This window comes from Rhizobium sp. CF080, assembly GCF_000282095.2.
Lineage (GTDB): Bacteria > Pseudomonadota > Alphaproteobacteria > Rhizobiales > Rhizobiaceae > Neorhizobium.
Window position 1 is genome coordinate 767,318 of the sequence record NZ_AKKC02000002.1, and the last position, 23,539, is coordinate 790,856.

12 protein-coding genes, 3 tRNA genes, 3 rRNA genes and 1 pseudogene are annotated in these 23,539 nt (G+C 60.4%); 11 read left to right on the forward strand and 8 right to left on the reverse strand.

Annotation, left to right across the window (positions count from 1 at the left end; all coding sequences use genetic code 11):
- The first annotated feature begins 62 nt into the window (after positions 1–62).
- The 6 genes from PMI07_RS04975 (at position 63) to PMI07_RS05000 (ending at position 8,712) form a co-directional block, all read left to right on the forward strand.
- Positions 63–2,318, forward strand: coding sequence for a glycosyltransferase family 2 protein (locus PMI07_RS04975; protein WP_007771185.1), 2,256 nt, complete (start codon positions 63–65; stop codon positions 2,316–2,318).
- Positions 2,315–3,154, forward strand: coding sequence for a class I SAM-dependent methyltransferase (locus PMI07_RS04980; RefSeq protein WP_007771180.1), 840 nt, complete (start codon positions 2,315–2,317; stop codon positions 3,152–3,154). Before PMI07_RS04975 ends, PMI07_RS04980 begins: the two co-directional genes overlap by 4 nt.
- Positions 3,151–4,413, forward strand: a complete 1,263-nt coding sequence (locus PMI07_RS04985) for a glycosyltransferase family 4 protein (RefSeq protein ID WP_007771179.1) — start codon at positions 3,151–3,153, stop codon at positions 4,411–4,413. Before PMI07_RS04980 ends, PMI07_RS04985 begins: the two co-directional genes overlap by 4 nt.
- On the forward strand, positions 4,410–5,141 hold the full coding sequence (locus PMI07_RS04990) for a hypothetical protein (protein ID WP_007771177.1): 732 nt from the start codon (positions 4,410–4,412) through the stop codon (positions 5,139–5,141). The genes PMI07_RS04985 and PMI07_RS04990 overlap by 4 nt, the downstream gene beginning before the upstream one ends.
- Positions 5,142–5,227: 86 nt before the next feature.
- A complete protein-coding gene (locus PMI07_RS04995; protein ID WP_051484078.1) occupies positions 5,228–7,396 on the forward strand; it encodes a hypothetical protein in 2,169 nt (722 codons plus the stop codon).
- On the forward strand, positions 7,393–8,712 hold the full coding sequence (locus PMI07_RS05000; RefSeq protein WP_007771175.1) for a glycosyltransferase family 4 protein: 1,320 nt from the start codon (positions 7,393–7,395) through the stop codon (positions 8,710–8,712). The genes PMI07_RS04995 and PMI07_RS05000 overlap by 4 nt, the downstream gene beginning before the upstream one ends.
- Positions 8,713–8,732: 20 nt before the next feature.
- On the opposite strand, the gene PMI07_RS05005 is transcribed toward PMI07_RS05000, so the two are convergent.
- The 7 genes from PMI07_RS05005 to PMI07_RS05040 form a co-directional block, all read right to left on the reverse strand.
- Positions 8,733–9,671 (reverse strand): hypothetical protein, encoded by a 939-nt coding sequence (locus PMI07_RS05005; protein ID WP_007771173.1) that lies wholly within the window; start codon positions 9,669–9,671, stop codon positions 8,733–8,735.
- Between the two features lie 411 nt (positions 9,672–10,082).
- Positions 10,083–10,159, reverse strand: a tRNA-Met gene (locus PMI07_RS05010).
- 242 nt (positions 10,160–10,401) lie between these two features.
- A 5S ribosomal RNA gene (rrf, locus tag PMI07_RS05015) occupies positions 10,402–10,516 on the reverse strand.
- A 231-nt stretch (positions 10,517–10,747) separates the two neighbouring features.
- Positions 10,748–13,548, reverse strand: a 23S ribosomal RNA gene (locus PMI07_RS05025).
- Positions 13,549–14,136: 588 nt separating this feature from the next.
- Positions 14,137–14,212, reverse strand: a tRNA-Ala gene (locus tag PMI07_RS05030).
- A 126-nt stretch (positions 14,213–14,338) separates the two neighbouring features.
- A tRNA-Ile gene (locus tag PMI07_RS05035) sits at positions 14,339–14,415 on the reverse strand.
- Positions 14,416–14,638: 223 nt separating this feature from the next.
- A 16S ribosomal RNA gene (locus PMI07_RS05040) occupies positions 14,639–16,119 on the reverse strand.
- The 16S, 23S and 5S rRNA genes sit together here with 3 tRNA genes alongside, the layout of an rRNA operon.
- A gap of 562 nt (positions 16,120–16,681) precedes the next feature.
- Between PMI07_RS05040 and PMI07_RS05045 the strand changes: the two genes are divergently transcribed.
- The 4 genes from PMI07_RS05045 (at position 16,682) to PMI07_RS05060 (ending at position 22,169) form a co-directional block, all read left to right on the forward strand.
- A complete protein-coding gene (locus PMI07_RS05045) occupies positions 16,682–17,635 on the forward strand; it encodes an ornithine cyclodeaminase family protein (protein ID WP_007775908.1) in 954 nt (317 codons plus the stop codon).
- Positions 17,635–20,121, forward strand: a complete 2,487-nt coding sequence (hrpB, locus tag PMI07_RS05050; RefSeq protein WP_024163573.1) for an ATP-dependent helicase HrpB — start codon at positions 17,635–17,637, stop codon at positions 20,119–20,121. The genes PMI07_RS05045 and hrpB overlap by 1 nt, the downstream gene beginning before the upstream one ends.
- Before the next feature lie 87 nt (positions 20,122–20,208).
- The gene (locus tag PMI07_RS05055; RefSeq protein WP_245277087.1) at positions 20,209–21,525 is read left to right on the forward strand and encodes an ActS/PrrB/RegB family redox-sensitive histidine kinase; all 1,317 of its coding nucleotides are present in this window, start codon (positions 20,209–20,211) and stop codon (positions 21,523–21,525) included.
- A gap of 68 nt (positions 21,526–21,593) precedes the next feature.
- Positions 21,594–22,169 carry an ActR/PrrA/RegA family redox response regulator transcription factor gene (locus tag PMI07_RS05060; RefSeq protein WP_007751591.1) on the forward strand — a complete coding sequence of 192 codons (576 nt, stop codon included), beginning with the start codon at positions 21,594–21,596 and terminating at the stop codon, positions 22,167–22,169.
- Here PMI07_RS05060 and PMI07_RS05065 read toward each other — a convergent pair.
- A pseudogene (locus PMI07_RS05065) lies at positions 22,170–22,657 on the reverse strand (MmcB family DNA repair protein).
- A gap of 178 nt (positions 22,658–22,835) precedes the next feature.
- On the opposite strand from PMI07_RS05065, the gene PMI07_RS05070 reads away from it, so the two are divergent.
- Complete coding sequence (locus tag PMI07_RS05070) at positions 22,836–23,507, forward strand: L,D-transpeptidase (protein ID WP_007751599.1); 672 nt, start codon at positions 22,836–22,838, stop codon at positions 23,505–23,507.
- Positions 23,508–23,539: the final 32 nt, after the last annotated feature.

Below are 23,539 nucleotides of genomic sequence, written 5' to 3' on the forward strand. Positions count from 1 at the left end.
TGATTTCTGCGCGCCCTGCCTCCTCCCGTGGGGCGCGCAACTCCGATCCAGAGGGGTAGCGCGTGACGTTCGACGAATCGATAGACGCCACTGGCGTTTTCAGAAACGCAAAGATCTTTCGGCTCGGCGCGGACCTGGCCGTCCTCATCTGGGATCTCCCCCCGTCCCTTCCCGCCACCACAAAGTGCCTGTTGTCCATGGATCGGTCGCCGATACCGCTCGTCAGCATGATGCTGCCGCTCGGCAACGGAAGACAGCGCATGTTCTGGGCGATGAGACCGGAAAAGCAGCCGGTGAGTGTGGACATTTGCACGGAACACGGCAGAACCGCCGAGACCATCGTGATGCAGCCGGCGCGCACGCTCGCGCCCCTCGATGTGGAGGCACTGTTCGCGGATCTCGCGCCGGATGCCCGCATCAAGTTCGTCAACAACCTGCTGACCGTGTGGCGAAGCGCCTTCCGCATCGCCAGCGACTACCTTTTCAACATGGTGGTCGAAGACGCCCTTCATGCCCTCGTGCCCGAACCGCAGGCCGCCAGCATCGTCTGTCAGATTGCGCAAGGGCGTCACCTGATCGAGACGGCTATCAATCCGGATCTGGGCGATGTCACGGCGATCTATGCGATCGGCGCAGCTTCGATTACACGCATGGCCGTAAGGCTTGTCCTCGGCCGCAACGCGAAAAACGGCCTGCAATCGTGCCATTTCATCGCAGAGGCGCCTTTCCCTTCCCCTCCTTTTCTCATCGTCCTCCTGAGCAAGAACGGCGTCGCCATTCGCCAGCTTGCCGACGGCAAGTCTCGCCATCCCAGCCTTCAGAGTTGGTGGAGCAAAAACCCCGAGGCAGTGGAACTGCGCGAAATGATTGTCCGTCGATTGGCCACGTTGCCGGAAAGCGGCGCCGCCACGGCGATCGACCTTCAAGTTCGTGCACCGCTGGCGACAAGCCGGATTGCCAAGTCAACGATGCATCCGTCAGGTGAGGTCGATCTCGCCCTGGCGCTCGACGATGGCCTGCTGGCCGGCGGCTGGTTCCACGCGCCGTCATCCGCGTTCGCCGGCATCGATTACGTCAAGGAGGACGGCACGGCCGTGCCACTCGACGGCAACAGCTACGAATTTCCGGCATGGGCGCAAGGGAAGGATGAGAAGAGCAAGACCGACGTGACCGGTTTCGTCGCCTGGGTGCCGCTGTCGGAATCCCCCGGGCCGCTCCTGCAACCGCGATTTCAGATGCGCCTCGCCTCGGGAGCGGTCAAGCCGCTGATCCCGACGCCACAGCCTTTCGAGCCCGCGACCCAACGGAACCATGTCCTGCGCGCCGTGCCGCCGCAGCATGCGGTCGACCGTGCCTTCCGCACGATTCTCGCCCCTGCCCTGCAGGACATAGAACGGCGACTGGGCAGGACCATAGAGGTCGACAGCACAAAGGACTACAGCCTGTCCGAAACCACACCCCTCGTTTCGATCGTCGTGCCCCTCTACAAGGTACTTGATTTCCTGCGCTTCCAGCTGTCGGGAATGGCCACCGACCCGTGGCTCACAGCCAATGCGGAGATCATCTTCGTCCTCGATTCACCGGAAATCCAGGACGAGACGGAGCACATGCTGGGCGGTCTGCACCTTCTGCACGGGCTGTCGATGAAGCTGGTCGTCATGAATCGCAATGGCGGCTATGCGCGCGCTTGCAATGCCGGCGCACGTTTTGCACGTGGCGCCATACTGGTCATGCTCAATTCGGATGTCGTGCCTTGCGCGCCAGGATGGCTTCAGGTGCTGTCGCGACCGCTGCTGGACAGCAACAAGCTGGGTGCCGTCGGCCCGAAACTGATCTTCGAAGACGGATCGCTGCAGCATGCCGGGCTGTATTTCGGCCGCGACCAGCGTGGTATCTGGCTGAACCACCATTTCCACAAGGGCATGCCCGGCGATTACGCGCCGGCGCAACATGCCGGCGACGTTCCTGGCGTTACCGGCGCCTGCCTCGTGACCCGCAGGGATACTTACGAGCGCGTCGGCGGGTTTACCGAGGACTACGTGATCGGCGACTACGAGGACAGCGACCTGTGCCTCAAGATCCGTCGCCTCGGCCTCCAGATTGGCTATGAGCCGGCAGCGTGCCTGTATCATTTCGAGCGTCGCTCGATCCGCCGCAGCCAGGACTACATGCGCGGCGTTGCAAGCCAATACAATTCATGGCTGCACACGCAGCGCTGGGAGGACGACATCGCGGCGCTGATGGCGGACAAACTCGATAGAGACCATGATCGACACGCCGCCATGGGTGTGAAAATCCGGGAAAGGAACGCGGCGTGACTGATGCGGCACTCCTGAACCCCACCAGGCCGGCCCGGCTGATCGATGAAGACCGTGTTCGCTGGCTGATCGAATCAGTTCGGGGCAATCGCTTTCTGCCGCAACCGGAATCCACCAACGTCTTCGTGGGAGACGGGGATTTTCGCGCGATAGGAGCGGAGTTTCTCGGCTACTTCATTCGCATCGGCGGTCTGCGCGAAGACAGCCGCGTGCTTGACATCGGGTGCGGTATCGGCCGGATGGCCGTACCGCTCACCCAATATCTCGATCCGCAAGGGGGCCGCTACGATGGTATCGATCCGGTCGAGGGCGGTATTGACTGGTGCCAGCGAACGATCACGCCTGCCTATCCCAATTTCGCCTTCCAACGACTGGACATCGCGCACGAACTCTACAATCCGAACGGCAAGATCAGCGGGAAGACCTTGAGGCTTCCTTTTCCGGATCGTCATTTCGACTTCGTCATCATGACCTCCGTGGTCACTCATCTGCCGCCCGCGGAGGTCCTTGTCTACCTCGCCGAGGTCCGCAGAATCCTGTCGCCCGGCGGGCGCGTGTTCATGACCGCCTTCGTGGTCGACCGGATCGCGGCGGCAAACGAACACGGGCGACGCGATCCGCGTCTCGCCTTCCGCCGCTATGGCGAAAGCCCATGCTGGTTCGTACCCAACCAGCCGCCGCTTGCCGCGGTCGGTTTCGAAGACGGCTTTCTGGACAAGGCGCTCGAACGGTCCGGCCTTTCCGTCGCTCTGAAATCGCTTGGCCATTGGCGCGGCACCAATGCCGGCCACCATCAGGACTTCATCGTGGCGAAGCGCCGGGGAAATGGCCGATGAGCAAGCGCATTCTGGTGGCAGCCCACAACCATCCGTCCCTTCACCCGGGTGGCACGGAAATATTTGCTCACGACCTGTTTCGTGCCTACCAGCGCGAGGGGCACGAAGCCCTGTTTCTCGGCGCCACGAACCAGATCCATCGCGAAGCCAGGCCGGGCACGAGCTTTCAGAGCATCGGCTCGGCGGGAGATGAGGTCCTGCTGTGGTCCGGACACTTCGATCGCTTTTTCATGAGTCAGATCGACCTCTATGGTGTTGTGCCTGACATAACAGACTTGCTGCGCGATTTCCGGCCGGATGTGGTTCACCTCCATCACCTGCTGCTGCTGGGCGCCGAGTTCCCCCACATCGTCCGCCGCACCTTGCCCCACTGCCAGATCGTCATGACGCTGCATGACTACTACCCCATTTGCCACCATGACGGCCTGATGGTGCGCACCGGCAGCAAGGAGCTTTGTCACCAATCCACCCCGGACCGCTGCCATAGCTGTTTCAAGGACATTCCGCTCGATCGCTTTGCCTTGCGTGAGCGCCACCTGAAGGCCCTCTTGAGCACGGTCGACCACTTCGTCTCGCCAAGCGCTTTTTTACGGGAGCGTTTCGTGCGGTGGGGACTGGACGAAGATACGATCAGCGTCATTCCCAATGGTATTCCCACCCGAAATGCCGGCGCGCGAAGAGAGCTGCTGCAGGGCGGCAAACCGGTCTTCGGGTATTTCGGAAATCTGAACCCCTGGAAGGGGGTGACCGTATTGCTCGACGCCGCGCGCCAGCTTCTGGCCGATGGCCTTGATTTCGAACTTCGCGTCCATGGCGGAGCGCCCTTCCAGAGCGAAGCCTTTGTCGATGAGATCAATCGGCGCTTTACCGAAACGTCAGACTCCGTGCAGGCCCGAGGCCCCTACCGACGCGAAGATATTGCCGATCTGGTGGCCGCGGTCGATTGCACCATCGTTCCTTCCGTCTGGTGGGAGAACGCGCCGCTTGTCATTCAGGAAGCCCAGGCTCAGGGCCGTCCGGTCATCGCCAGCAATATCGGGGGAATGGCCGAGATGGTCGAGCATGGCGTCAACGGCCTGACTGTTCCACCCAACGATGCCCGAGCGCTCGCCGCGGCGATGCGGACCATAGTGGAAGAGCCGAACCTGCTGCGCCAGCTCTCCGAAAACGCTCGCAAGCCCGACGACATCGACACGACCGCCCGCCGCTACCTGAAGTGGATGGAGACGGCACAGGTTCAGGTATTGGAGAGCGTATGACCAGTCCCGCTGAACGACCGGATGCCGCATCCGAACAGGACAACGCCAAGCCGATGAACGGCCGGGTGGATGCCGTCGACATGGGCAGGATCTTCGGCTGGGCATTCGACCCGATGGCGCCGGATCAACGGCTGACCATTCGCGTCCTGCTCGATGGCAAGGTGATCGCCGAGGCTGTTGCCGATCGCAATCGTCCCGACTTGCGTCGCAACGGGATCGGCGACGGCAAACACGCTTTTGAAATCGTACTGCCCGATCCCCTCCAGTCCAGGGCGAACGATGTTGTCGTCATGGCGCGAAATGGAAACGGTTCCGAGCAGGCCCTGCGCGTTCCCCAGCCAAACGAGCAGGCGGCCGAGGCTCTTATCGCCGCACCGCTGGCGAAAGTGCTCGATAAGCTCGATGTGCTGATGGCGTCGCAGCGGCAGTTGCAGGTCTCGCAGCGCTCGCTGCAGCGCGCACCGGAAATCGATGCCGACAAGACCGAGTCCGCCGGCCTGGCCGATATCGGTAACGCCGTCGAAAGCCTCAAGGTGGATATCAGCCAACGGCTGAATGATCTCGATGTCCACCTGATGCGGCTGGACGGGGTTGTGGCAGGAATGGAGAAGAACCTGAATGCGTTGCGCAAGCGTGCAAACGGCGAAATAAAGCCCCTGCTGCTGCTGCTGTTCGTTCTCGTGGGATTTGCCGTGGGCGCCAGCCTTGTGCTGGTTGCCAGAATCTGACCCAGGGAGGGCAAGGCGTGCTGATCACGGAACAATCCCCCGCTGTCATTGGCCCCCCGGCAGGCGCGCATGGGGTGAGCAGGGCAATGCGCTCTGGAAGGGTTATCGGCTGCCGCATCGACGAGACGACCTTGCTGATCATCGGCCTTGGCCGTGTCACGGCCGGCGACGTGGTGGTCGGCCTCGGTGAGGATCAAACAGTCACGCAAAGCTTGTTTGTCTCGGAATGGCGATTGGCCGCATCCTCACCGCGGGCCAGGCAAGGCTTCGCAGCGCTCCTTCCGGCTGTGGGCACGGACCTGGCCATGACCACGATCCGGTTCGGAGAGGAGGAGACGGGCGCCCGCTACATCTTTGCGCCCCGGCTTGCCTCCGCGGAGGAAATAGCCGCTCTTGTGATCGAGTCCGCGGGATCTCAGTCAGCCGCCGTCCTCAACCGGCTCGTGGACGCTCTGATGGTCGGCAATGTCAGCCGCCGCAGACTTCTCACCATAACCGCGCTTTTGCAGGCAGCCCACGCCAGCGATGGTTTTATCGAGTTGATTGGTGAGAGCCATGACGGTGCCACACTCCTGCAGGGCTGGAGCCGCGGCATGGCGCCGGGGCCTTGCCGGGTCTCCTTGGTCGGCAATATGACACCGGTGGTCGCGGAGTGCGGTATCGCCATCTTTCCCCGCCCGGACGCTCCCGATGGCGCTTCTGGTTTTGTCGGCCTTATCGAGGCCAGCCAGGCTGCCCGCGCTCTAGACATCGAAGGTCTGGTGTTTCGGGGGCGCGCCGGTTGGAGGTATGTTGCGGTTCACGCCCGAAAGCGCATCGCCGGCCCGCTGGAAACGCCCGAACACATCCGGTCGATTCTGCTGAAGACCCAAGGCACTCCGGACGTGCTCCTGTCCCTGCGAACAGCCGCCAACAGCTTTGAGGGCAAAGAAACCGTCTCCAGCCTGCCCTATCCCGTCCGGATGGGAATAGACAGCATATTTGAGGCCGATGGAGGAAACCTGCTCGTCTCCGGCTGGCTTTATGACCCCGACGGCCACGTCGGAACGGTAAGGTTGCGCCGACGCGATGCCGCGGCTCGCCTCGACGAGCGCTGGACGCGTTTCGATCGCCCCGATGTCACGGACAGTTTCAACGACCAGCAGCACTTCACACCGAGCCTTCGGAGCGAACAGCGCGCGCATGGCTTCATCACCCACGCCCAATTGCCAGGTGAAGATCCCGGTGCGCCCCTCTACTTCGAACTCACGTTGCACGATTCGCGCCGTGCGTTTCTGCCGGTGAAACCGACGCGGGTTTCTGCGCGCCTGGCGGCATTGCGCCAGATCGGCTCCATCGATCCTGCCAACTATGCGCTGCCGGCGATCGTCGATACACAAATTGTCCCGTTCCTCGGACAATCCGGAAGGTCAAGGCCGGTCATCGAGACGATCCTGGATGCCGGCTCCTTCGATGAGGAAAGCAGCCCGCCGATCGTCATCGGCGCCGTGGAGGGCGAGGAGGACATTTCCCCGCTGCTGGCCTTGCTTGCGCTCGATCCGGAGACCCGGCGCACGCCGATCGTGATCGCCATGCCTGCGGAGCGCTTTCGCCGGCAGGCGGCTCGCCTCAGGGAACTCGCGCGGTTCTATGGCCTTTCGGCCAGGCTGGTATCGGCCAAGGGAACGGGCGACGTCTACGACATGCTGGAAGCCGGCGCGCAAGCACTCTCCTGTGAAACGATCGTGTCGCTCTCCGCCTCACTGATCCCGCACGGAACAGGCTGGTATGGCAAGCTCCTGGCCACGGCCGCGACGCTCGAAGGAAGCGTCGTCTCGCCCGTCCTAGTTTATGAGGACCATTCCATTCGCTGGGCGGGAAGCTGGATCGATGACGGCAACTGCGAAGAACCCGTCGTGGGCCGCTATACCGGATATCCTCTCAAAGCGGTTACCGACATGAAGCTGACCCGTATCGCGGCGGCCTCGCTCGAGTGCTGCGTCATGCCCCGCGATGCCCTGTTGCGCGCGGGCGGCTTTTCCGGCGGCTATCTGGGCGCGCAGGAAAAGGGCCTGGATCTCGGCCTGCGTCTCAGCCGCTCCGGGTTTGACTCCTATCTGCTGCCATCCGTGCAGATGTGGGGCTGCGACGACGCACGCGAGGGCGACAGCCCGGCAATGGCGGCTCTGGTGGAAGAGATCGATCGAAAGATCTTCAAGAGCCAATGGTTGCCTATCCTCACCGTTGAAAAGCACCCGGAAAAGAGGCCCGCATGAACGAGCAGCTTCGCGTCCTTGTCGTTTCGCATGCGCACCCGACGGTTTCGCTCGGCGGGGCAGAAATCGCATCTCACAACCTGCATCGCGGCCTGAACGCGTTGCCGAATGTGCAGTCGGTTTACCTCGCCCGGGTCGGTCATCCGGTCCCGCGGCATGCCTCGTCGGCGCTGATGAGCCTTCGCCTTGCCGAGGACGAGTTGCTGTTCCACGCGGACGACTACGACCACTTCTTTTTGTCCAACGGCGATACCCAGGCGATCAGCCGGGACCTTTTGCGGTTCGCGCGCGATCTCAGGCCGCATGTCATCCATTTCCATCATGTTCTCGGTATCGGCCTCGAAGCGCTCTACGCCCTTAGAGAAGCGTTTCCGCACGCGGCCATAATCGTCACCTTCCACGAATACCTGTCGATGTGCCATAATCACGGGCAGATGGTGAAACTGCCTTCCGGTCAGCTCTGCGAAACGGCATCCCCCGTCGCCTGCCACGGCTGCTTTCCCGACATCCCCGTCTCACGCTTCCTGAAGCGGGAGTTGTTTGCGCGTGGGATGCTTGGCCTTGCCGACGCTTTCGTCTCCCCCAGCCGGTTTCTGGCGGAGCGCTACGCCGCATGGGGCATCGAAAAGGACAAGCTCAGCGTGATCGAGAACGGCATCGCCGTGGAAGCAGCTGCGCCGGCGCGAGAAACGCAAGGTTCCAAACCGCGCCGCAACCGCTTTGCCTATTTCGGACAAATGACGCCGTTCAAGGGAGCCGACCTCCTGATCGACGCCGTTTCGCGCATCCCGAAGGAGATATGGGGCGAAGACTCCTGCCTGATGATCTTCGGCGGCAACCTCGAGCGACAGCCGATCGAATTCCAGGAGCGGATGAAGACGCTCATCGCGGACGCCGGCCACCGCGTCCGTTTCTACGGCGCTTACCAGAACGCGGACGTGCCGCGCCTCATGCGTTCGGTCGATTGGGTGGTTCTGCCGTCCGTCTGGTGGGAAAACTCGCCCGTCGTGATCCAGGAGGCCCTGCTCCATCGCAGGCCGATGATCTGCTCCGACATCGGCGGGATGGCCGAAAAGGTGCGTGACGGAAAGGACGGCCTGCACTTTCGCGCAGGCAGCAGCCAGGATCTCGCGGACCGCATCGTCGAGGTCTTGGGTGATCGCCAGATCTGGGAGCGGCTGCGCGGTTCCATGCGACAACCCGCCGACCGCCTCGCCTGCGCGCAAGAACACGTCAAACTCTATCGCACCCTGCTGCGGCGCAAGCTCGATGCCGCGATAACCGAGAGCCCCGCGCCTCTCGCGCACGCGCTTTAACGACGCTCGGCAACATTGGATTACGAATGCGCGGCGCGCGCGATACGGTTGTCCAGTTCCGCTATCCGGCGGGCGAAGCCAGTATTTTCCGGCTGATATGTCATGGCGTCCACAAGCATGCTCCGCGCCGTCGCAAGCTCACCGTCGCGAATGTGCCGGTTGGCCCGATGATAGAGGAAGTTTACTCGCTCGATAGGAGAGAAATCCGGGCCGAAGCGTGCATGAAACAGGTCGGCCCAAGCCCGATGCCGGGCGATCGCCGTCACAGCGATCTGATAGGGGCGCATCGGCGCCTTGACCCGGGCTGCACGGGCCAGAGCGCGCAGACCCGCAAGATCGTCTTCGCGGCAGGCCTCGATCAGCGACAGGGCGCGTGCCGTTCCGGTGAACGCCCGAACGGTGCCATGGCCTGTCATGTGGACCGGCACGAGGCGAGTCTTCTCTTGCAACGTCGCGATTCGCGCCGCGTGCTGGTGATCGACGGCGTGGAACGGATCGAAGAAAAGATAGGCGCGGCCGGTTGCGTGATCAGGCGCTATCCCCATATGGGCGTGGAGGTCGGGCGAGAAATGGCGTGCAAACCTGCCGTCGAAAGGAACAGCCTTCGGATCGATCGAGACCTGAGGGCAAAAAGCGATGGCAACGGTGGCGTCGAAGCGCCTTCGATACCGCAACGCCGCGTAGCCGCCCTGTGAGTGCCCGTAAAGGATCCGCTCCGGTGCTGCGCGGAGGATGGGCGCGATCGCCTCGACCGCCTTGACGACGCTTGCCGCCGGAAACCAGTTCGGCCGTCGGCTGATGAAGCCAAGCGCCGAAATGTCGGCTTTCTCGCAGAGCCGCTGCCCCCAGAAGCGGCTGCCGTTCGCCTTCATTTCCATCTCGTTGAAGGTGACGAGAAGATAGGGAGATGATCCTGACCGATGTATCACCTCCAAATTTTCATCCGAAAATACGAGCATGCGGCGATCCATCAGCAATTACGGAGAAACTATACTTCGACATTTGAAATATACAATCCATGCTGAAAGTATGCATAAAGCGGCACTTAAAATCAACTCCGGGATTTATACTCGTACCGGGGCGATAAGTTTCCTAATCGCTTGCTCCGGGTTACAGAAGAAGGTTTATCCGGTTCGCCGCGGTTATTGCTCACGTCCAACATTCACGCATCCCGCGGCAGAATCCGCCCGGCTTTTTCAGCCGATGGGGCTTTGACGGGTTCCGCCGCCTATCTCAACGCCCTTCCGCTCGATGAAGCCTTAGCCTTGTCTTGCGTGGCGCGATTTGGGGTTGTGTTGCAGTGGTTGGTGCTGGTGTTCAGAAACGCAAAAAGCCCCACGGAGGGGCTTTGTTGGGATCGCAGGGATGGTTGGTTGCGGGGGCAGGATTTGAACCTGCGGCCTTCAGGTTATGAGCCTGACGAGCTACCGGGCTGCTCCACCCCGCGTTATAAGGTTTTTGCCTGCGGCAAAATACCGGTGCGATAAAACCGAAGGCTTTTTCGCGTCTGCGTAAGCCACTTGGGCTTGCCCAAGTTGTCTGATGTGAGGGCCGCAGCGGGAGATTTCCGGTGCGATTTTCCTCGTCTTTCAGTTTTAACAAAGCAAAAAGGCCGCTTTGTGGGCGGCCCTTTGGTCGGCTTAAGGGCCGTAGGTTTCGTGGATCGAGAAGATATGTTGCGTTTAGCAGACCTGGCAGCGACCTACTCTCCCGCGTCTTGAGACGGAGTACCATTGGCGCAGGGGCGTTTCACGGCCGTGTTCGGAATGGGAACGGGTGCGGCCGCCCCGCAATGACCACCAGGTCAGCGAAGCGCAACATTTGAGAAGCTGGTGAAGTTTTCACTTCGTTTTTAGTCTTTTGAACACGTCTTTGAACCTTTCCAGCCCTAGGGATGCTTGTGGCACCCATACAGGCCAGCGGCCGTCGCCAATCGTTTGGCGGGCCGTCCGCAGCGCAGCATCCGAAGGATGCGACAGCGTCAGGACAAGGTCTAATGCCATCAAGCTTTGCTTGATGAGCATGAACAATGAGAACGATCAAGCCAATCGGGCGATTAGTACCGGTAAGCTTCATGCATTGCTGCACGTCCACACCCGGCCTATCAACGTGGTCGTCTTCCACGGCCCTGATAGGGAACACTCGTTTTCAGGTTGGTTTCCCGCTTAGATGCCTTCAGCGGTTATCCATTCCATATATAGCTACCCTGCTATGCCCTTGGCAGGACAACAGGTCCACCAGAGATATGTCCATCCCGGTCCTCTCGTACTAGGGACAGATCCTGTCAATATTCCTACACCCACGGCAGATAGGGACCGAACTGTCTCACGACGTTCTGAACCCAGCTCACGTACCGCTTTAATTGGCGAACAGCCAAACCCTTGGGACCTGCTCCAGCCCCAGGATGCGATGAGCCGACATCGAGGTGCCAAACAACCCCGTCGATATGGACTCTTGGGGGTCATCAGCCTGTTATCCCCGGCGTACCTTTTATCCGTTGAGCGATGGCCCTTCCACGCGGGACCACCGGATCACTATGACCGACTTTCGTCTCTGCTCGACTTGTCAGTCTCGCAGTCAGGCGGGCTTATGCCATTGCACTCGACGACCGATTTCCGACCGGTCTGAGCCCACCATCGCGCGCCTCCGTTACTCTTTCGGAGGCGACCGCCCCAGTCAAACTACCCACCATACACTGTCCCGGATCCGGATGACGGACCGCGGTTAGACATCCATGACGATAAGGGTGGTATTTCAAGGATGGCTCCACGAAGACTGGCGTCCCCGCTTCAAAGCCTACCACCTATCCTACACATGCCGACACGAATGCCAGTGTAAAGCTATAGTAAAGGTGCACGGGGTCTTTCCGTCTGACCGCAGGAACCCCGCATCTTCACGGGGAATTCAATTTCACTGAGTCTATGTTGGAGACAGCGGGGAAGTCGTTACGCCATTCGTGCAGGTCGGAACTTACCCGACAAGGAATTTCGCTACCTTAGGACCGTTATAGTTACGGCCGCCGTTTACTGGGGCTTCGATTCAAAGCTTGCACCTCTCCTCTTAACCTTCCAGCACCGGGCAGGCGTCAGGCCCTATACGTCGTCTTTAGACTTCGCAGAGCCCTGTGTTTTTGATAAACAGTCGCTACCCCCTGGTCTGTGCCACCCCATTATGGTTGCCCAAAATGGGGTCACGCTTCTTCCGAAGTTACGCGTGCAATTTGCCGAGTTCCTTCAACATAGTTCTCTCAAGCGCCTTGGTATACTCTACCTGACCACCTGTGTCGGTTTCGGGTACGGTCTATACGGTGGAGCTATTTCCTGGAACCGCGTCCCTGCAAGATCAATCCAATAAGACCTCACAAGTTGAGCAATCCGTCACTACCACCAGGCCCACGAATATTAACGTGGTTCCCATCACCTACGCATTTCTGCCTCGGCTTAGGGGCCGGCTAACCCTGCTCAGATTAACTTTAAGCAGGAACCCTTGGTCTTTCGGCGAGAGGGTCTCTCACCCTCTTTATCGTTACTCATGTCAACATTCGCACTTCCGATACCTCCAGAGGCCCTCACGGGTCCTCCTTCACAGGCTTACGGAACGCTCCGCTACCACGTGCGACAAGTCGCACATCCTCAGCTTCGGTGCATGGCTTTAGCCCCGTTACATTTTCGGCGCAAAGACCCTTAATTAGACCAGTGAGCTGTTACGCTTTCTTTAAATGATGGCTGCTTCTAAGCCAACATCCTGGTTGTTTTGGGATCCTCACATCCTTTCCCACTTAGCCATGACTTGGGGACCTTAGCTGGAGGTCAGGGTTGTTTCCCTTTTCACGACGGACGTTAGCACCCGCCGTGTGTCTGCCGATTAGTACTCCCGGGTATTCGGAGTTTGGTTAGGATCAGTAAGACGGTGAGTCCCCATAGCCCATCCAGTGCTCTACCCCCCGGGGTATTCGATCGACGCACTACCTAAATAGTTTTCGCGGAGAACCAGCTATTTCCGAGTTTGATTGGCCTTTCACCCCTAGCCACAAGTCATCCCAATCTATTGCAACAGATGCGGGTTCGGTCCTCCAGTTGGTGTTACCCAACCTTCAACCTGCTCATGGCTAGATCACTCGGTTTCGGGTCTAATGCAACTAACTGAACGCCCTGTTCAGACTCGCTTTCGCTGCGCCTACACCTACCGGCTTAAGCTTGCTAGTTACACTAAGTCGTTGACCCATTATACAAAAGGTACGCCGTCAGGCTTGCGCCCTCCGACTGTTTGTAGGCATCCGGTTTCAGGTTCTATTTCACTCCCCTTGTCGGGGTGCTTTTCACCTTTCCCTCACGGTACTTGTTCGCTATCGGTCATGCACGAGTACTTAGGCTTGGAGAGTGGTCTCCCCATGTTCAGACAGGATTTCACGTGTCCCGCCCTACTCTAGGACAATGAGTGTTCTACGCCTACGGGGCTATCACCCGCTACGGCCGCCTTTTCCAAAGCGTTCGGCTTTATTCCTCATTGCCACTGGCCTGGTCCGTGTTCGCTCGCCACTACTTACGGAGTCTCGGTTGATGTCCTTTCCTGCAGGTACTTAGATGTTTCAGTTCCCTGCGTTCGCTTCTTACCCCTATTTTATTCGAAGGTAAGATACCTTTTAACAATACCTAGAAACCTAAACCGTCCCGAAAGACGGCTTAAACTTTCTAGGTATCTAAGGTGGGTTGCCCCATTCGGAGATCCATGGATCAAAGCTCATTCGCAGCTCCCCACGGCTTATCGCAGCGTATCACGTCCTTCTTCGCCTGTGCATGCCAAGGCATCCACCAAATGCCCTTACGACACTTAATCGTTCTCATTGCCAATGCTCATCAATATAGCCACCCATCGGGCTTTCACACCCAATGCGTGGCGGACCGGTTACCTTTTACAACCAGCCCTTCTCATGATGCCATCGACGTGTTCGACAAGCTTGCTTGATTGGGGTCACGCCGAGCGACCCGCTTGCAAACCTGTCTTTAAGACCAGCTTCTCGAGATATGATCCAGGACCGCGCGGTCAGGCAACGGCCATCAGTAATCCGTCAGAAGCACCCCATAAGGAATACCAACAACGAACGACCAGAGTGACAAGCTTCCTACCTACTCCGATCCCTCTTTCGTATCCGGCCGGCTAGGCCATCAACGACATCATTGGAACCGGCTTCGGACATGGGCCTAAACCCATACCTGGAAGCCTCCAGATCAATCTTCTCTTCACGATTTTTGCAGAACAGGCACAGACACTAGAATAGCATCGTGCAAACTTGTTTTTCTTCAGAAGACAAAGGCGGCAAACCAACAACGGGTTCACCCATACAGGCCAGAGGCCGTCGCCGATCGTTCGGCGGCCCGTCCGGAGCGCAGCGGCCAAAGGCCGCGACAGCGTCAGGACAATATATGGTGGAGCTGAGCGGGATCGAACCGCTGACCCCCTGCTTGCAAAGCAGGTGCTCTCCCAGCTGAGCTACAGCCCCAATCACTTGGGAACAGCCTCAGCCGACAAGCGTCAGCACAAAGCCCGTTCATCAACACCATAATCCGCGCGCCATTCAACTGTGTTCGCAACCCGTGCGGCACCAGGCCATCCGCTCTTCAGCAAATGGTGGGCCCGGGTAGACTCGAACTACCGACCCCACGCTTATCAAGCGTGTGCTCTAACCAACTGAGCTACGGGCCCATTCAGTCAAACCGGTCGTGCGGTTTTTTGTCTTCTTGAAGAAAGAGAAACGTAGTCGGCGGGTTCGCCATACCATCCGATTACTTAAAGTAATTCCGTGGCGTATTGCGTTTCGATGGTCACCTGACTGGTGCCATCTATTGTTCTAAAAAGCACGGGAAGGTTCATCCTGAGTTGATCCGAAGATCAGGTCAGGCGTCTTACCGTTCCACAGCTTCCTTAGAAAGGAGGTGATCCAGCCGCAGGTTCCCCTACGGCTACCTTGTTACGACTTCACCCCAGTCGCTGACCCTACCGTGGTTAGCTGCCTCCTTGCGGTTAGCGCACTACCTTCGGGTAAAACCAACTCCCATGGTGTGACGGGCGGTGTGTACAAGGCCCGGGAACGTATTCACCGCGGCGTGCTGATCCGCGATTACTAGCGATTCCAACTTCATGCACTCGAGTTGCAGAGTGCAATCCGAACTGAGATGGCTTTTGGAGATTAGCTCGGGATCGCTCCTTCGCTGCCCACTGTCACCACCATTGTAGCACGTGTGTAGCCCAGCCCGTAAGGGCCATGAGGACTTGACGTCATCCCCACCTTCCTCTCGGCTTATCACCGGCAGTCCCCTTAGAGTGCCCAACTGAATGCTGGCAACTAAGGGCGAGGGTTGCGCTCGTTGCGGGACTTAACCCAACATCTCACGACACGAGCTGACGACAGCCATGCAGCACCTGTGTCCCGGTCCCCGAAGGGAACACTACATCTCTGTAGCTGGCCGGGCATGTCAAGGGCTGGTAAGGTTCTGCGCGTTGCTTCGAATTAAACCACATGCTCCACCGCTTGTGCGGGCCCCCGTCAATTCCTTTGAGTTTTAATCTTGCGACCGTACTCCCCAGGCGGAATGTTTAATGCGTTAGCTGCGCCACCGACAAGTAAACTTGCCGACGGCTAACATTCATCGTTTACGGCGTGGACTACCAGGGTATCTAATCCTGTTTGCTCCCCACGCTTTCGCACCTCAGCGTCAGTAATGGACCAGTAAGCCGCCTTCGCCACTGGTGTTCCTGCGAATATCTACGAATTTCACCTCTACACTCGCAATTCCACTTACCTCTTCCATACTCAAGATACCCAGTATCAAAGGCAGTTCCAGAGTTGAGCTCTGGGATTTCACCCCTGACTTAAATATCCGCCTACGTGCGCTTTACGCCCAGTAATTCCGAACAACGCTAGCCCCCTTCGTATTACCGCGGCTGCTGGCACGAAGTTAGCCGGGGCTTCTTCTCCGGATACCGTCATTATCTTCTCCGGTGAAAGAGCTTTACAATCCTAAGACCTTCATCACTCACGCGGCATGGCTGGATCAGGCTTGCGCCCATTGTCCAATATTCCCCACTGCTGCCTCCCGTAGGAGTTTGGGCCGTGTCTCAGTCCCAATGTGGCTGATCATCCTCTCAGACCAGCTATGGATCGTCGCCTTGGTAGGCCTTTACCCCACCAACTAGCTAATCCAACGCGGGCTCATCCATCCCCGATAAATCTTTCCCCCGAAGGGCGTATACGGTATTAGCTCCAGTTTCCCGGAGTTGTTCCGTAGGGATGGGTAGATTCCCACGCGTTACTCACCCGTCTGCCGCTCCCCTTGCGGGGCGCTCGACTTGCATGTGTTAAGCCTGCCGCCAGCGTTCGTTCTGAGCCAGGATCAAACTCTCAAGTTGAGAATCCAATCCGACTAATCACTCTTGTTCTGAATCGACGAGAACTCACTTTGATAAGGTCCGCATCACTGCGCACCAAACCAGGTGTTCTCTTGTTCAAAACGTGACCGTCATTTGTCTTCTAATGAGCAAAGCCCGAAAGCCCCACCCGCGAAAACCGCCGACCACGTTTCTCTTTCTTCTCATCTTCAATTGTCAAATAACCGACGCCCAAAGCCTCATAAAAAGCCGGACGTCAAATCCCTCAGAGACCAAACCGAAACTCGGTCCCAAACCAGCATGCGCCAATTCATCAAGGATTTCTGAGAACGAAAGTCGTCGTCGCCAGCAGCGCCGCCGCCCTCGTTCAGTGAGCGGGTTATAGATCCCACCACTCCGACAAGTCAACAGGGATTTTCAAAAAACTGTCATTTTTCTCGCGGCCCGCCCAAAACAGTCGATTTCAGGCCAGAAAATAAGCACCGATTAAGGAAAGAGCAGCTTTGCGGCCCATAAAAAGCGATTTTACGCGGCGATTTCCCGTTGTTAGGGTGAAAACAGTTTCTGGTGGCTGGAGTATGACATGCTGGTATTGAATCAAGCGCAGACGCGGGAAGCGCTCCCCTTTATAGAACTGATCGAAGCGATCGAGGCGATGTTCAAAAGCGAGTGCGTGATGCCGGTGCGCCACCATCATGAGATGGAGGTGCCGGGCGAAACGAGCGCGGTCATGCTTCTGATGCCGGCCTGGGTGCCGGGCGACCATATCGGCGTCAAGATCCTCAATCTGTTTCCGGACAATCATATCCGGTCCCTCTCCACCATCTTCGGCAGCTATCTCCTGTCGTCGGGCAAGACCGGCGAGATGCTGGCGATCATCGATGGGGGAGAGCTGACCGCGCGGCGCACCGCCGCGACTTCGGCGCTCGCCACCCGATATCTTGCCCGCGAGGATGCGCAGACCATGCTGATGGTCGGAACCGGCCGCCTGTCGCTCAACCTGATGCAGGCGCATGCGCTCGTGCGGCCGCTCAAGCATTTCCGCATCTGGGGGCGTAATATAGAGAAGGCCGAGGAGACAGCCCGTGAGGCAAGGACGCTGGGGCTCGATGCGGTCGCGATCACGGATCTCCCTGCTGCGGCCGGACAGGCCGACATCATTTCCTGCGCGACGCTGTCCAGCGAGCCGCTGATCCGCGGCGAGTGGCTGAAGCCGGGCGCGCATCTGGACCTCGTCGGCGCCTTCAAGCCGAGCATGCGCGAGAGCGACGACGAGGCGGTGCGGCGTTCGTCCGTGTTCGTCGATACGCGTGCGGGGGCGATGAAGGAGGGTGGCGATATCGTCCTGCCGCTGCAGAGCGGTGCGCTGGCGAAGGACGGGATCAAGGCGGAACTTGCCGACCTTGCCCATGGACGACACCCGGGCCGTACGAGCGATGACGAGATCACGCTCTTCAAGTCGGTCGGGGCCGCACTCGAAGATCTTGCCGGGGCGATCCTCGCCTATCGTCATGCGAGCGGACAGGTTCCGCATTGATGACCGTAGCGCAAGGTGCGGGTCCGATCACCAAGACCCTGCCAAAGCTTCCCGTCACCGAGGTTCTGGGCGATATCATGCAGGCGCTCGCCCAAGGTACGCGCGCCGTGCTCTCGGCACCGCCGGGTGCCGGCAAGACGACGCTTGTGCCGCTCGCGCTGCTCGACCGGTCTTGGTGCACGGGAAAAATCATCCTGCTCGAACCGCGGCGGCTTGCGGCACGCGCGGCTGCATCCCGCATGGCATCGCTGCTCGGCGAACAGGTGGGCGAGAGGGTCGGTTACCGGATGCGGCTCGACAACAGGATCTCGGCGAAGACCCGGATCGAGGTGGTGACCGAGGGCGTGTTCGCGCGGATGATTCTTGACGATCCGGAGCTCGACGGCGTTTCCGCCGTCATTTTCGACGAATTCCACGAACGTTCGCTCGATGCGGATTTCGGTCTGGCGCTGGCGCTGGACGTGCAATCGGCGCTGCGCGACGACTTGAGGATCCTCGTCATGTCGGCGACATTGGATGTAGAGCGCGTCGCGGGACTGCTCGGCGAGCCGCCGGTCATCAAGAGCGAAGGCCGGACTTTTCCGATCGATATCCAGCATCGCGACCGCGCGCCAAATGAACGGATCGAAGATGCGATGACTCGGGCGATCGTCGAGGCGCATTCTAATGACACGGGTTCCATCCTCGCTTTCCTGCCGGGGCAGGCGGAAATCCTGCGGACTGCCGAGCGGCTAGCGGGGCGGTTCGGGCCGGAGACCGTGGTGGTGCCGCTTTACGGTAATCTCTCCCAGAGGGAGCAGGATCTGGCGATCCGGCCGGCCCCCGCCGGGCAGCGCAAGATCGTGCTAGCCACGTCGATCGCCGAAACCTCGATTACCATAGATGGAGTGAGGATCGTCATCGACAGCGGGCAACAGCGCCTGCCGGTGTTCGAACCGTCGACCGGGATCACCCGGCTGGAAACGGTGCGCGTTTCCCGCGCCTCGGCCGACCAGCGGGCGGGCCGTGCCGGCCGTACCGAGCCGGGCATCGCGATCCGTCTCTGGCATCCGGGGCAGACGGCCGCCCTGCAGGCTTTCACGCCGCCGCAGATTCTGGCGAACGACCTCTCCGGCCTGGTTCTCGATCTCGCCCATTGGGGCGTCCAGGATCCGAAGGGCCTCGCGTTTCTCGATCCGCCTCCCGGACCGGCCTTCAACGAAGCGAAGGTGCTGCTGGCCCAGCTCGGTGCGCTCGATCCTCAGGGCGGGCTGACGGAAAAGGGCCGGCTGATGCGGGAACTGGCGCTCCCGCCGCGGCTCTCGGCCATGGCGATCTCGGCGGCGGAGGAAGGTTTCGGCAGGCAGGCAGGCCTGCTCGCCGTGCTCCTGACCGAACAGGGCCTCGGCGGCAGCGACATCGATCTCGACGAGCGGCTGCGGCGGTTCCGCAACGAACGCAGCGAGAGGGCCGATGCGGCGCACAAACTCGCAGATCGGATCTTTTCGAACCTGCCGAAGCGATCGCAATCTTCAGAAACGGTTCTGGCCGGCCGGCTTCTCCTGCATGCCTATCCCGACCGGATCGCGCTGCAGCGCGGCGGGCGCGGGCGTTTCGTGATGGCGAACGGGCGCGGCGCGGAATTGCAGGAAACGGAGCGGCTGGCGGCATCGCAGATGCTGGTCATCGCCGATCTGACCGGGCGGGCGGCGCAGGCTCGCATCCTGGCTGCGGCGGAGATCAGCCGGGCGGATGTCGAAGCCGAGCTTTCCGGGGCTATCCGCGAGAGCGACGAATGTTTCTTCGACCGGGCGAGCCGGCAGGTGCGCGCCCGCAAGGTGACGCGGCTCGGCGCCATCATCTTCGAGGAAAGGCCGCTGCCCCGACCGAGCGGCGAGCGGGCGGCGCAGGCCTTAGCGGACGGCGTGCGGGAACTGGGGCTTCAGGTTCTGCCGTTCTCCAAGGAAGGCGCGCAATTGCGCGACCGGATCGGCTTCCTCAACCGGTCGATCGGCGGGCCCTGGCCGGATATGAGCGACGAGGCGCTGCTCGCCCGGCTCGACGACTGGTTCGTGCCGTTCCAGGGCAATGCGTCCGGCCTCGATTCCGTCAATCCCGGCAGTCTTTCCGAAGGGCTGCGGTCGCTCATCCCGCATGAGGTCTCCCAGGATCTCAACAGGCTGGCGCCGACGCATTTCGAGGCGCCCACCGGCGAGCGGCATCCGATCCGTTATGGCGGCGAGGAGCCGGTTCTGGCGATCCGCGTGCAGGAATTGTTCGGGCTGAAGAAACACCCGGCGATTGCCGGTGGAAAACTGCCGCTGCTTCTCGAACTCACCTCGCCGGCGCACCGGCCGATCCAGACTACGCGAGACCTGCCCGGCTTCTGGGCCGGCTCCTGGAAGGATGTGCGCGCCGAGATGCGCGGCCGCTATCCGAAACACCCCTGGCCGGAAGAGCCGGCCGAGGCAGCACCGACGACACGTGCCAAACCGCGCGGGACGTGACAGAATGCCGCCTGCGACCTGAAGTCGAGCCGGTTTATGAAGGCGGCTTCAGGTCACTTATATATAATGCAAGGTGAAGAGCAGGCGGTGAGCGTAGACAGTCCTTCAGTGCGTTTTGCGCAATTCGGCCCCTCAAGCCGGCGAATCCGGCTTCAGACGCTGGTGCGGCTGCGTTGGCTGGCGGTCGCCGGCCAGACGATTACCGTGGTCATCGTCGGGCTCTTGCTGCAATTTCCGCTGCCTCTGCAGGAGGCAGGCATTCTGGTCGCGGCGCTGGCGATCGCTAATCTCACGCTGTCGGCGTGGTTTCCGCCGACCCATCGGCTTGGCCCGAAATCGGCGCTGGCACTGCTCGGTTTCGACCTGTTGCAGATGGCGGCGCTGCTATACATCACCGGAGGGCTTGCCAATCCCTTCGCGCCGCTGATCTGCGTGCCGGTGATCATCGCGTTTGCGTCGCAGCCGCTGCGCCATTCGCTGGTCCTGATCGTCTTTGCGCTGATCTGCACCACGGTGCTGGCATTTTCGCCCTACCCGGTGCCCTGGTACGAGGGTGAGCCGCTGCGGATCCAGCCGGTGATGCAGCTCGGCGTCTGGTGCTCGATCGCCTCGATGATGATGTTTGCGGCCTTTTATGCCTATCGCGTCAGCCACGAAGCAACGCTGCTTGCCGATGCGCTGGCGGCGACCGAGCTGGTCCTGGAGCGGGAAAAGCATCTTTCGCAGCTCGACGGGCTGGCGGCCGCGGCCGCCCATGAGCTCGGCACGCCGCTCGCAACGATCAGCGTCGTCGCCAAGGAGATGGAACGCGAACTCGGGCCCGACGACCGGTTCCGCGAGGACGTTCTTCTTCTCAGAAGCCAGAGCGAGCGCTGCCGCGACATTCTTCGCCGGCTCACCTCTCTTTCGGCCGAAAGCGAGGAACATATGCGTCGGCTGCCTCTTTCCTCTCTGATCGAGGAGGTGGTGGCGCCGCATCGGCAATTCGGCATCGAGATCGAGCTTGTAGAGAAGGACGAGCGGGGCAACGAGCCGGTCGGCAACCGCAACGCCGGCATTATATACGGGCTCGGCAACCTGATCGAAAATGCCGTCGATTACGCCCGGAACAAGGTGATCGTCACGGTCGAGCACAATGCCGATCGGGTGGCTATCACCATCGAGGATGATGGCCAGGGCTATGCGCCGGATATTCTTTCGCGGATCGGCGAACCCTATATGACGAAGAGACCTCGGGAAGACGAACGAGCGGGCGGGCTTGGCCTCGGCCTCTTCATCGCCAAGACGCTGCTCGAAAGGTCCGGCGCCACAATCCGTTTCGGCAATCGCGACAGCGGCGAACCGGGTGCCCGCATTCATATCGAATGGCCGCGCTCGGTGATGGACGCACAGGACTTGAAATAATCCGGCCGGCCGGCCGATCATCATGAAAAGGCAAGCGGGGCCGTTGAAAACCCGCGGAGAAGAAAGAGATGGAAACACACCTGGAACCGACCAAGGTTCATGCCGACCCCGACCTCGGGCCCGATCCTTCGCTGCTGATCGTCGATGACGACGGCCCGTTCCTGCGGCGGCTGGCTCGGGCGATGGAAACTCGCGGTTTCCTGGTCGATACCGCAGAGTCGGTCGCGGAAGGCATCGCCAAGACGAAGGCGCGGCCGCCGAAATATGCGGTGGTCGACCTGCGTCTCGGCGACGGCAACGGGCTGGACGTGATCGAGGCGATTCGCCAGAGCCGCGAGGATACCAAGGTCATCGTGCTGACCGGCTACGGCAATATCGCCACCGCCGTGACGGCCGTGAAGCTCGGTGCGCTCGACTACCTCGCCAAGCCCGCGGATGCGGACGATATATTCGGCGCGCTGACGCAGCGGCCGGGCGAGCGGGCGGATGTGCCGGAAAACCCGATGTCGGCGGATCGGGTGCGCTGGGAACATATCCAGCGGGTCTACGAGATGTGCGAACGCAACGTTTCGGAGACTGCCCGCCGGCTCAACATGCATCGGCGCACGCTGCAGCGCATCCTCGCCAAGCGCGCGCCGAAATAGTCACACCTCATCGAACGTCTTGCCGGTCGCCCATTCCGCCAGCATCAGGCGCTGGGCGGCGGCACGGGAGAAGTTGAGCGTCATCGCCTTGCGGGTAGCGGGCGGCAGCCTGTGTTCCGGCGCGTCGCGCAGCAGGTGCCCGCCATAACCGTCCGAGAGGAAGAGGCCGCAATCCTCCGGGAAGATGTCGAGCGGCACGTCCTTGTGCGTCGCGAAGAAAAGCCGGTCGCAGAAGTCGCGGTATTCCGGCCATTTGCGGTCGACGCGAAAATCCTCGATCGACGTCTTGACCTCGACGATCCAGATCTCGCCCTTTTCCGAAATCGACACCAGATCAGCGCGCCTTCCGCTCGAGAGCACGAGTTCCGGCAGTATCGCGTGCCGCATGTCATGCAGCAGCAGCTGGACACCCTTGCGCACCATCATGGCGCGGGCCGACTGCCGCCATCTATTAACGGATTGTTACTGGCAAGGTTGAGTATAGTCATGAAGTCCCGAATACCGCGTCAATGATGTTGCAAAAACGCCATGGCTTTTTTCAATCACGCGCCGGCTCTGTTTTGATGCGCTGCAGCGCTTGCCAAGCGTAATCTAATCGAAAATAACCCGTGGTCAAAGATGGGCGAGCGCCCGTCTCAATCGATTCGTTTTACCCAAGAGATTTCCATGCGCTTACGCACTAGCATGCTCGCACTCGGCCTGTTGGCAACTGCTGCCTTGGCCGGTTGCGCCTCCACGATTCCCGGCGGCGGCACCCAGGTGGCCACGGTCTCCTACACCGAACAGATCTTCAGCGACTCCTACGGTTCGGTGCGGGATGCCGGCTACACTCTTCCGGCGATCCCGATCAACAAGGTGGACAAGCAGTATGTCCGCCAGATCGTCAGCTATCAGACAAGCGAAAAGCCGGGCACGATCGTCGTCAACACGCGTGAGCGCCATCTCTACTACATCCTGCCGAACGGCAAGGCCATGCGTTACGGCATCGGCGTCGGCAAGCAGGGTTTTGCCTGGTCCGGCACGGCCTATGTCGCCTGGAAGCAGGAATGGCCGACCTGGCACCCCCCGAAAGAAATGGCCGGCCGTCGTCCCGACGTTGCCAAATATGTCGAAGACGGCATGGGCCCAGGTCTCAGCAACCCGCTCGGTGCGCGCGCCATGTACCTGTTCAACGAAAAGGGCCAGGATACGCTCTTCCGTCTGCACGGCACGCCGGAATGGAACTCGATCGGCACCGCCGCTTCGTCGGGCTGCATCCGCCTGATCAACCAGGACGTCATCGACCTCTACAGCCGCGTCCGTCCGGGCCGCGAAACCAAGGTTGTCGTGATCCAGTAATCGCGAAATTCGACAAGAATACGAAAAGGCCG

What these genes read in the sequence shown, in the direction of transcription:
- PMI07_RS05060 (WP_007751591.1), top strand. Translation starts at nt 21,594, where the DNA reads ATGGAAACACACCTGGAACCGACCAAGGTTCATGCCGACCCCGACCTC.
- PMI07_RS05045 (WP_007775908.1), top strand. Translation starts at nt 16,682, where the DNA reads ATGCTGGTATTGAATCAAGCGCAGACGCGGGAAGCGCTCCCCTTTATA.
- hrpB (WP_024163573.1), top strand. Translation starts at nt 17,635, where the DNA reads ATGACCGTAGCGCAAGGTGCGGGTCCGATCACCAAGACCCTGCCAAAG.
- PMI07_RS04990 (WP_007771177.1), top strand. Translation starts at nt 4,410, where the DNA reads ATGACCAGTCCCGCTGAACGACCGGATGCCGCATCCGAACAGGACAAC.
- PMI07_RS04985 (WP_007771179.1), top strand. Translation starts at nt 3,151, where the DNA reads ATGAGCAAGCGCATTCTGGTGGCAGCCCACAACCATCCGTCCCTTCAC.
- PMI07_RS05000 (WP_007771175.1), top strand. Translation starts at nt 7,393, where the DNA reads ATGAACGAGCAGCTTCGCGTCCTTGTCGTTTCGCATGCGCACCCGACG.
- PMI07_RS05070 (WP_007751599.1), top strand. Translation starts at nt 22,836, where the DNA reads ATGCGCTTACGCACTAGCATGCTCGCACTCGGCCTGTTGGCAACTGCT.
- PMI07_RS05005 (WP_007771173.1), bottom strand. Translation starts at nt 9,671, where the DNA reads ATGCTCGTATTTTCGGATGAAAATTTGGAGGTGATACATCGGTCAGGA.
- PMI07_RS04995 (WP_051484078.1), top strand. Translation starts at nt 5,228, where the DNA reads ATGCGCTCTGGAAGGGTTATCGGCTGCCGCATCGACGAGACGACCTTG.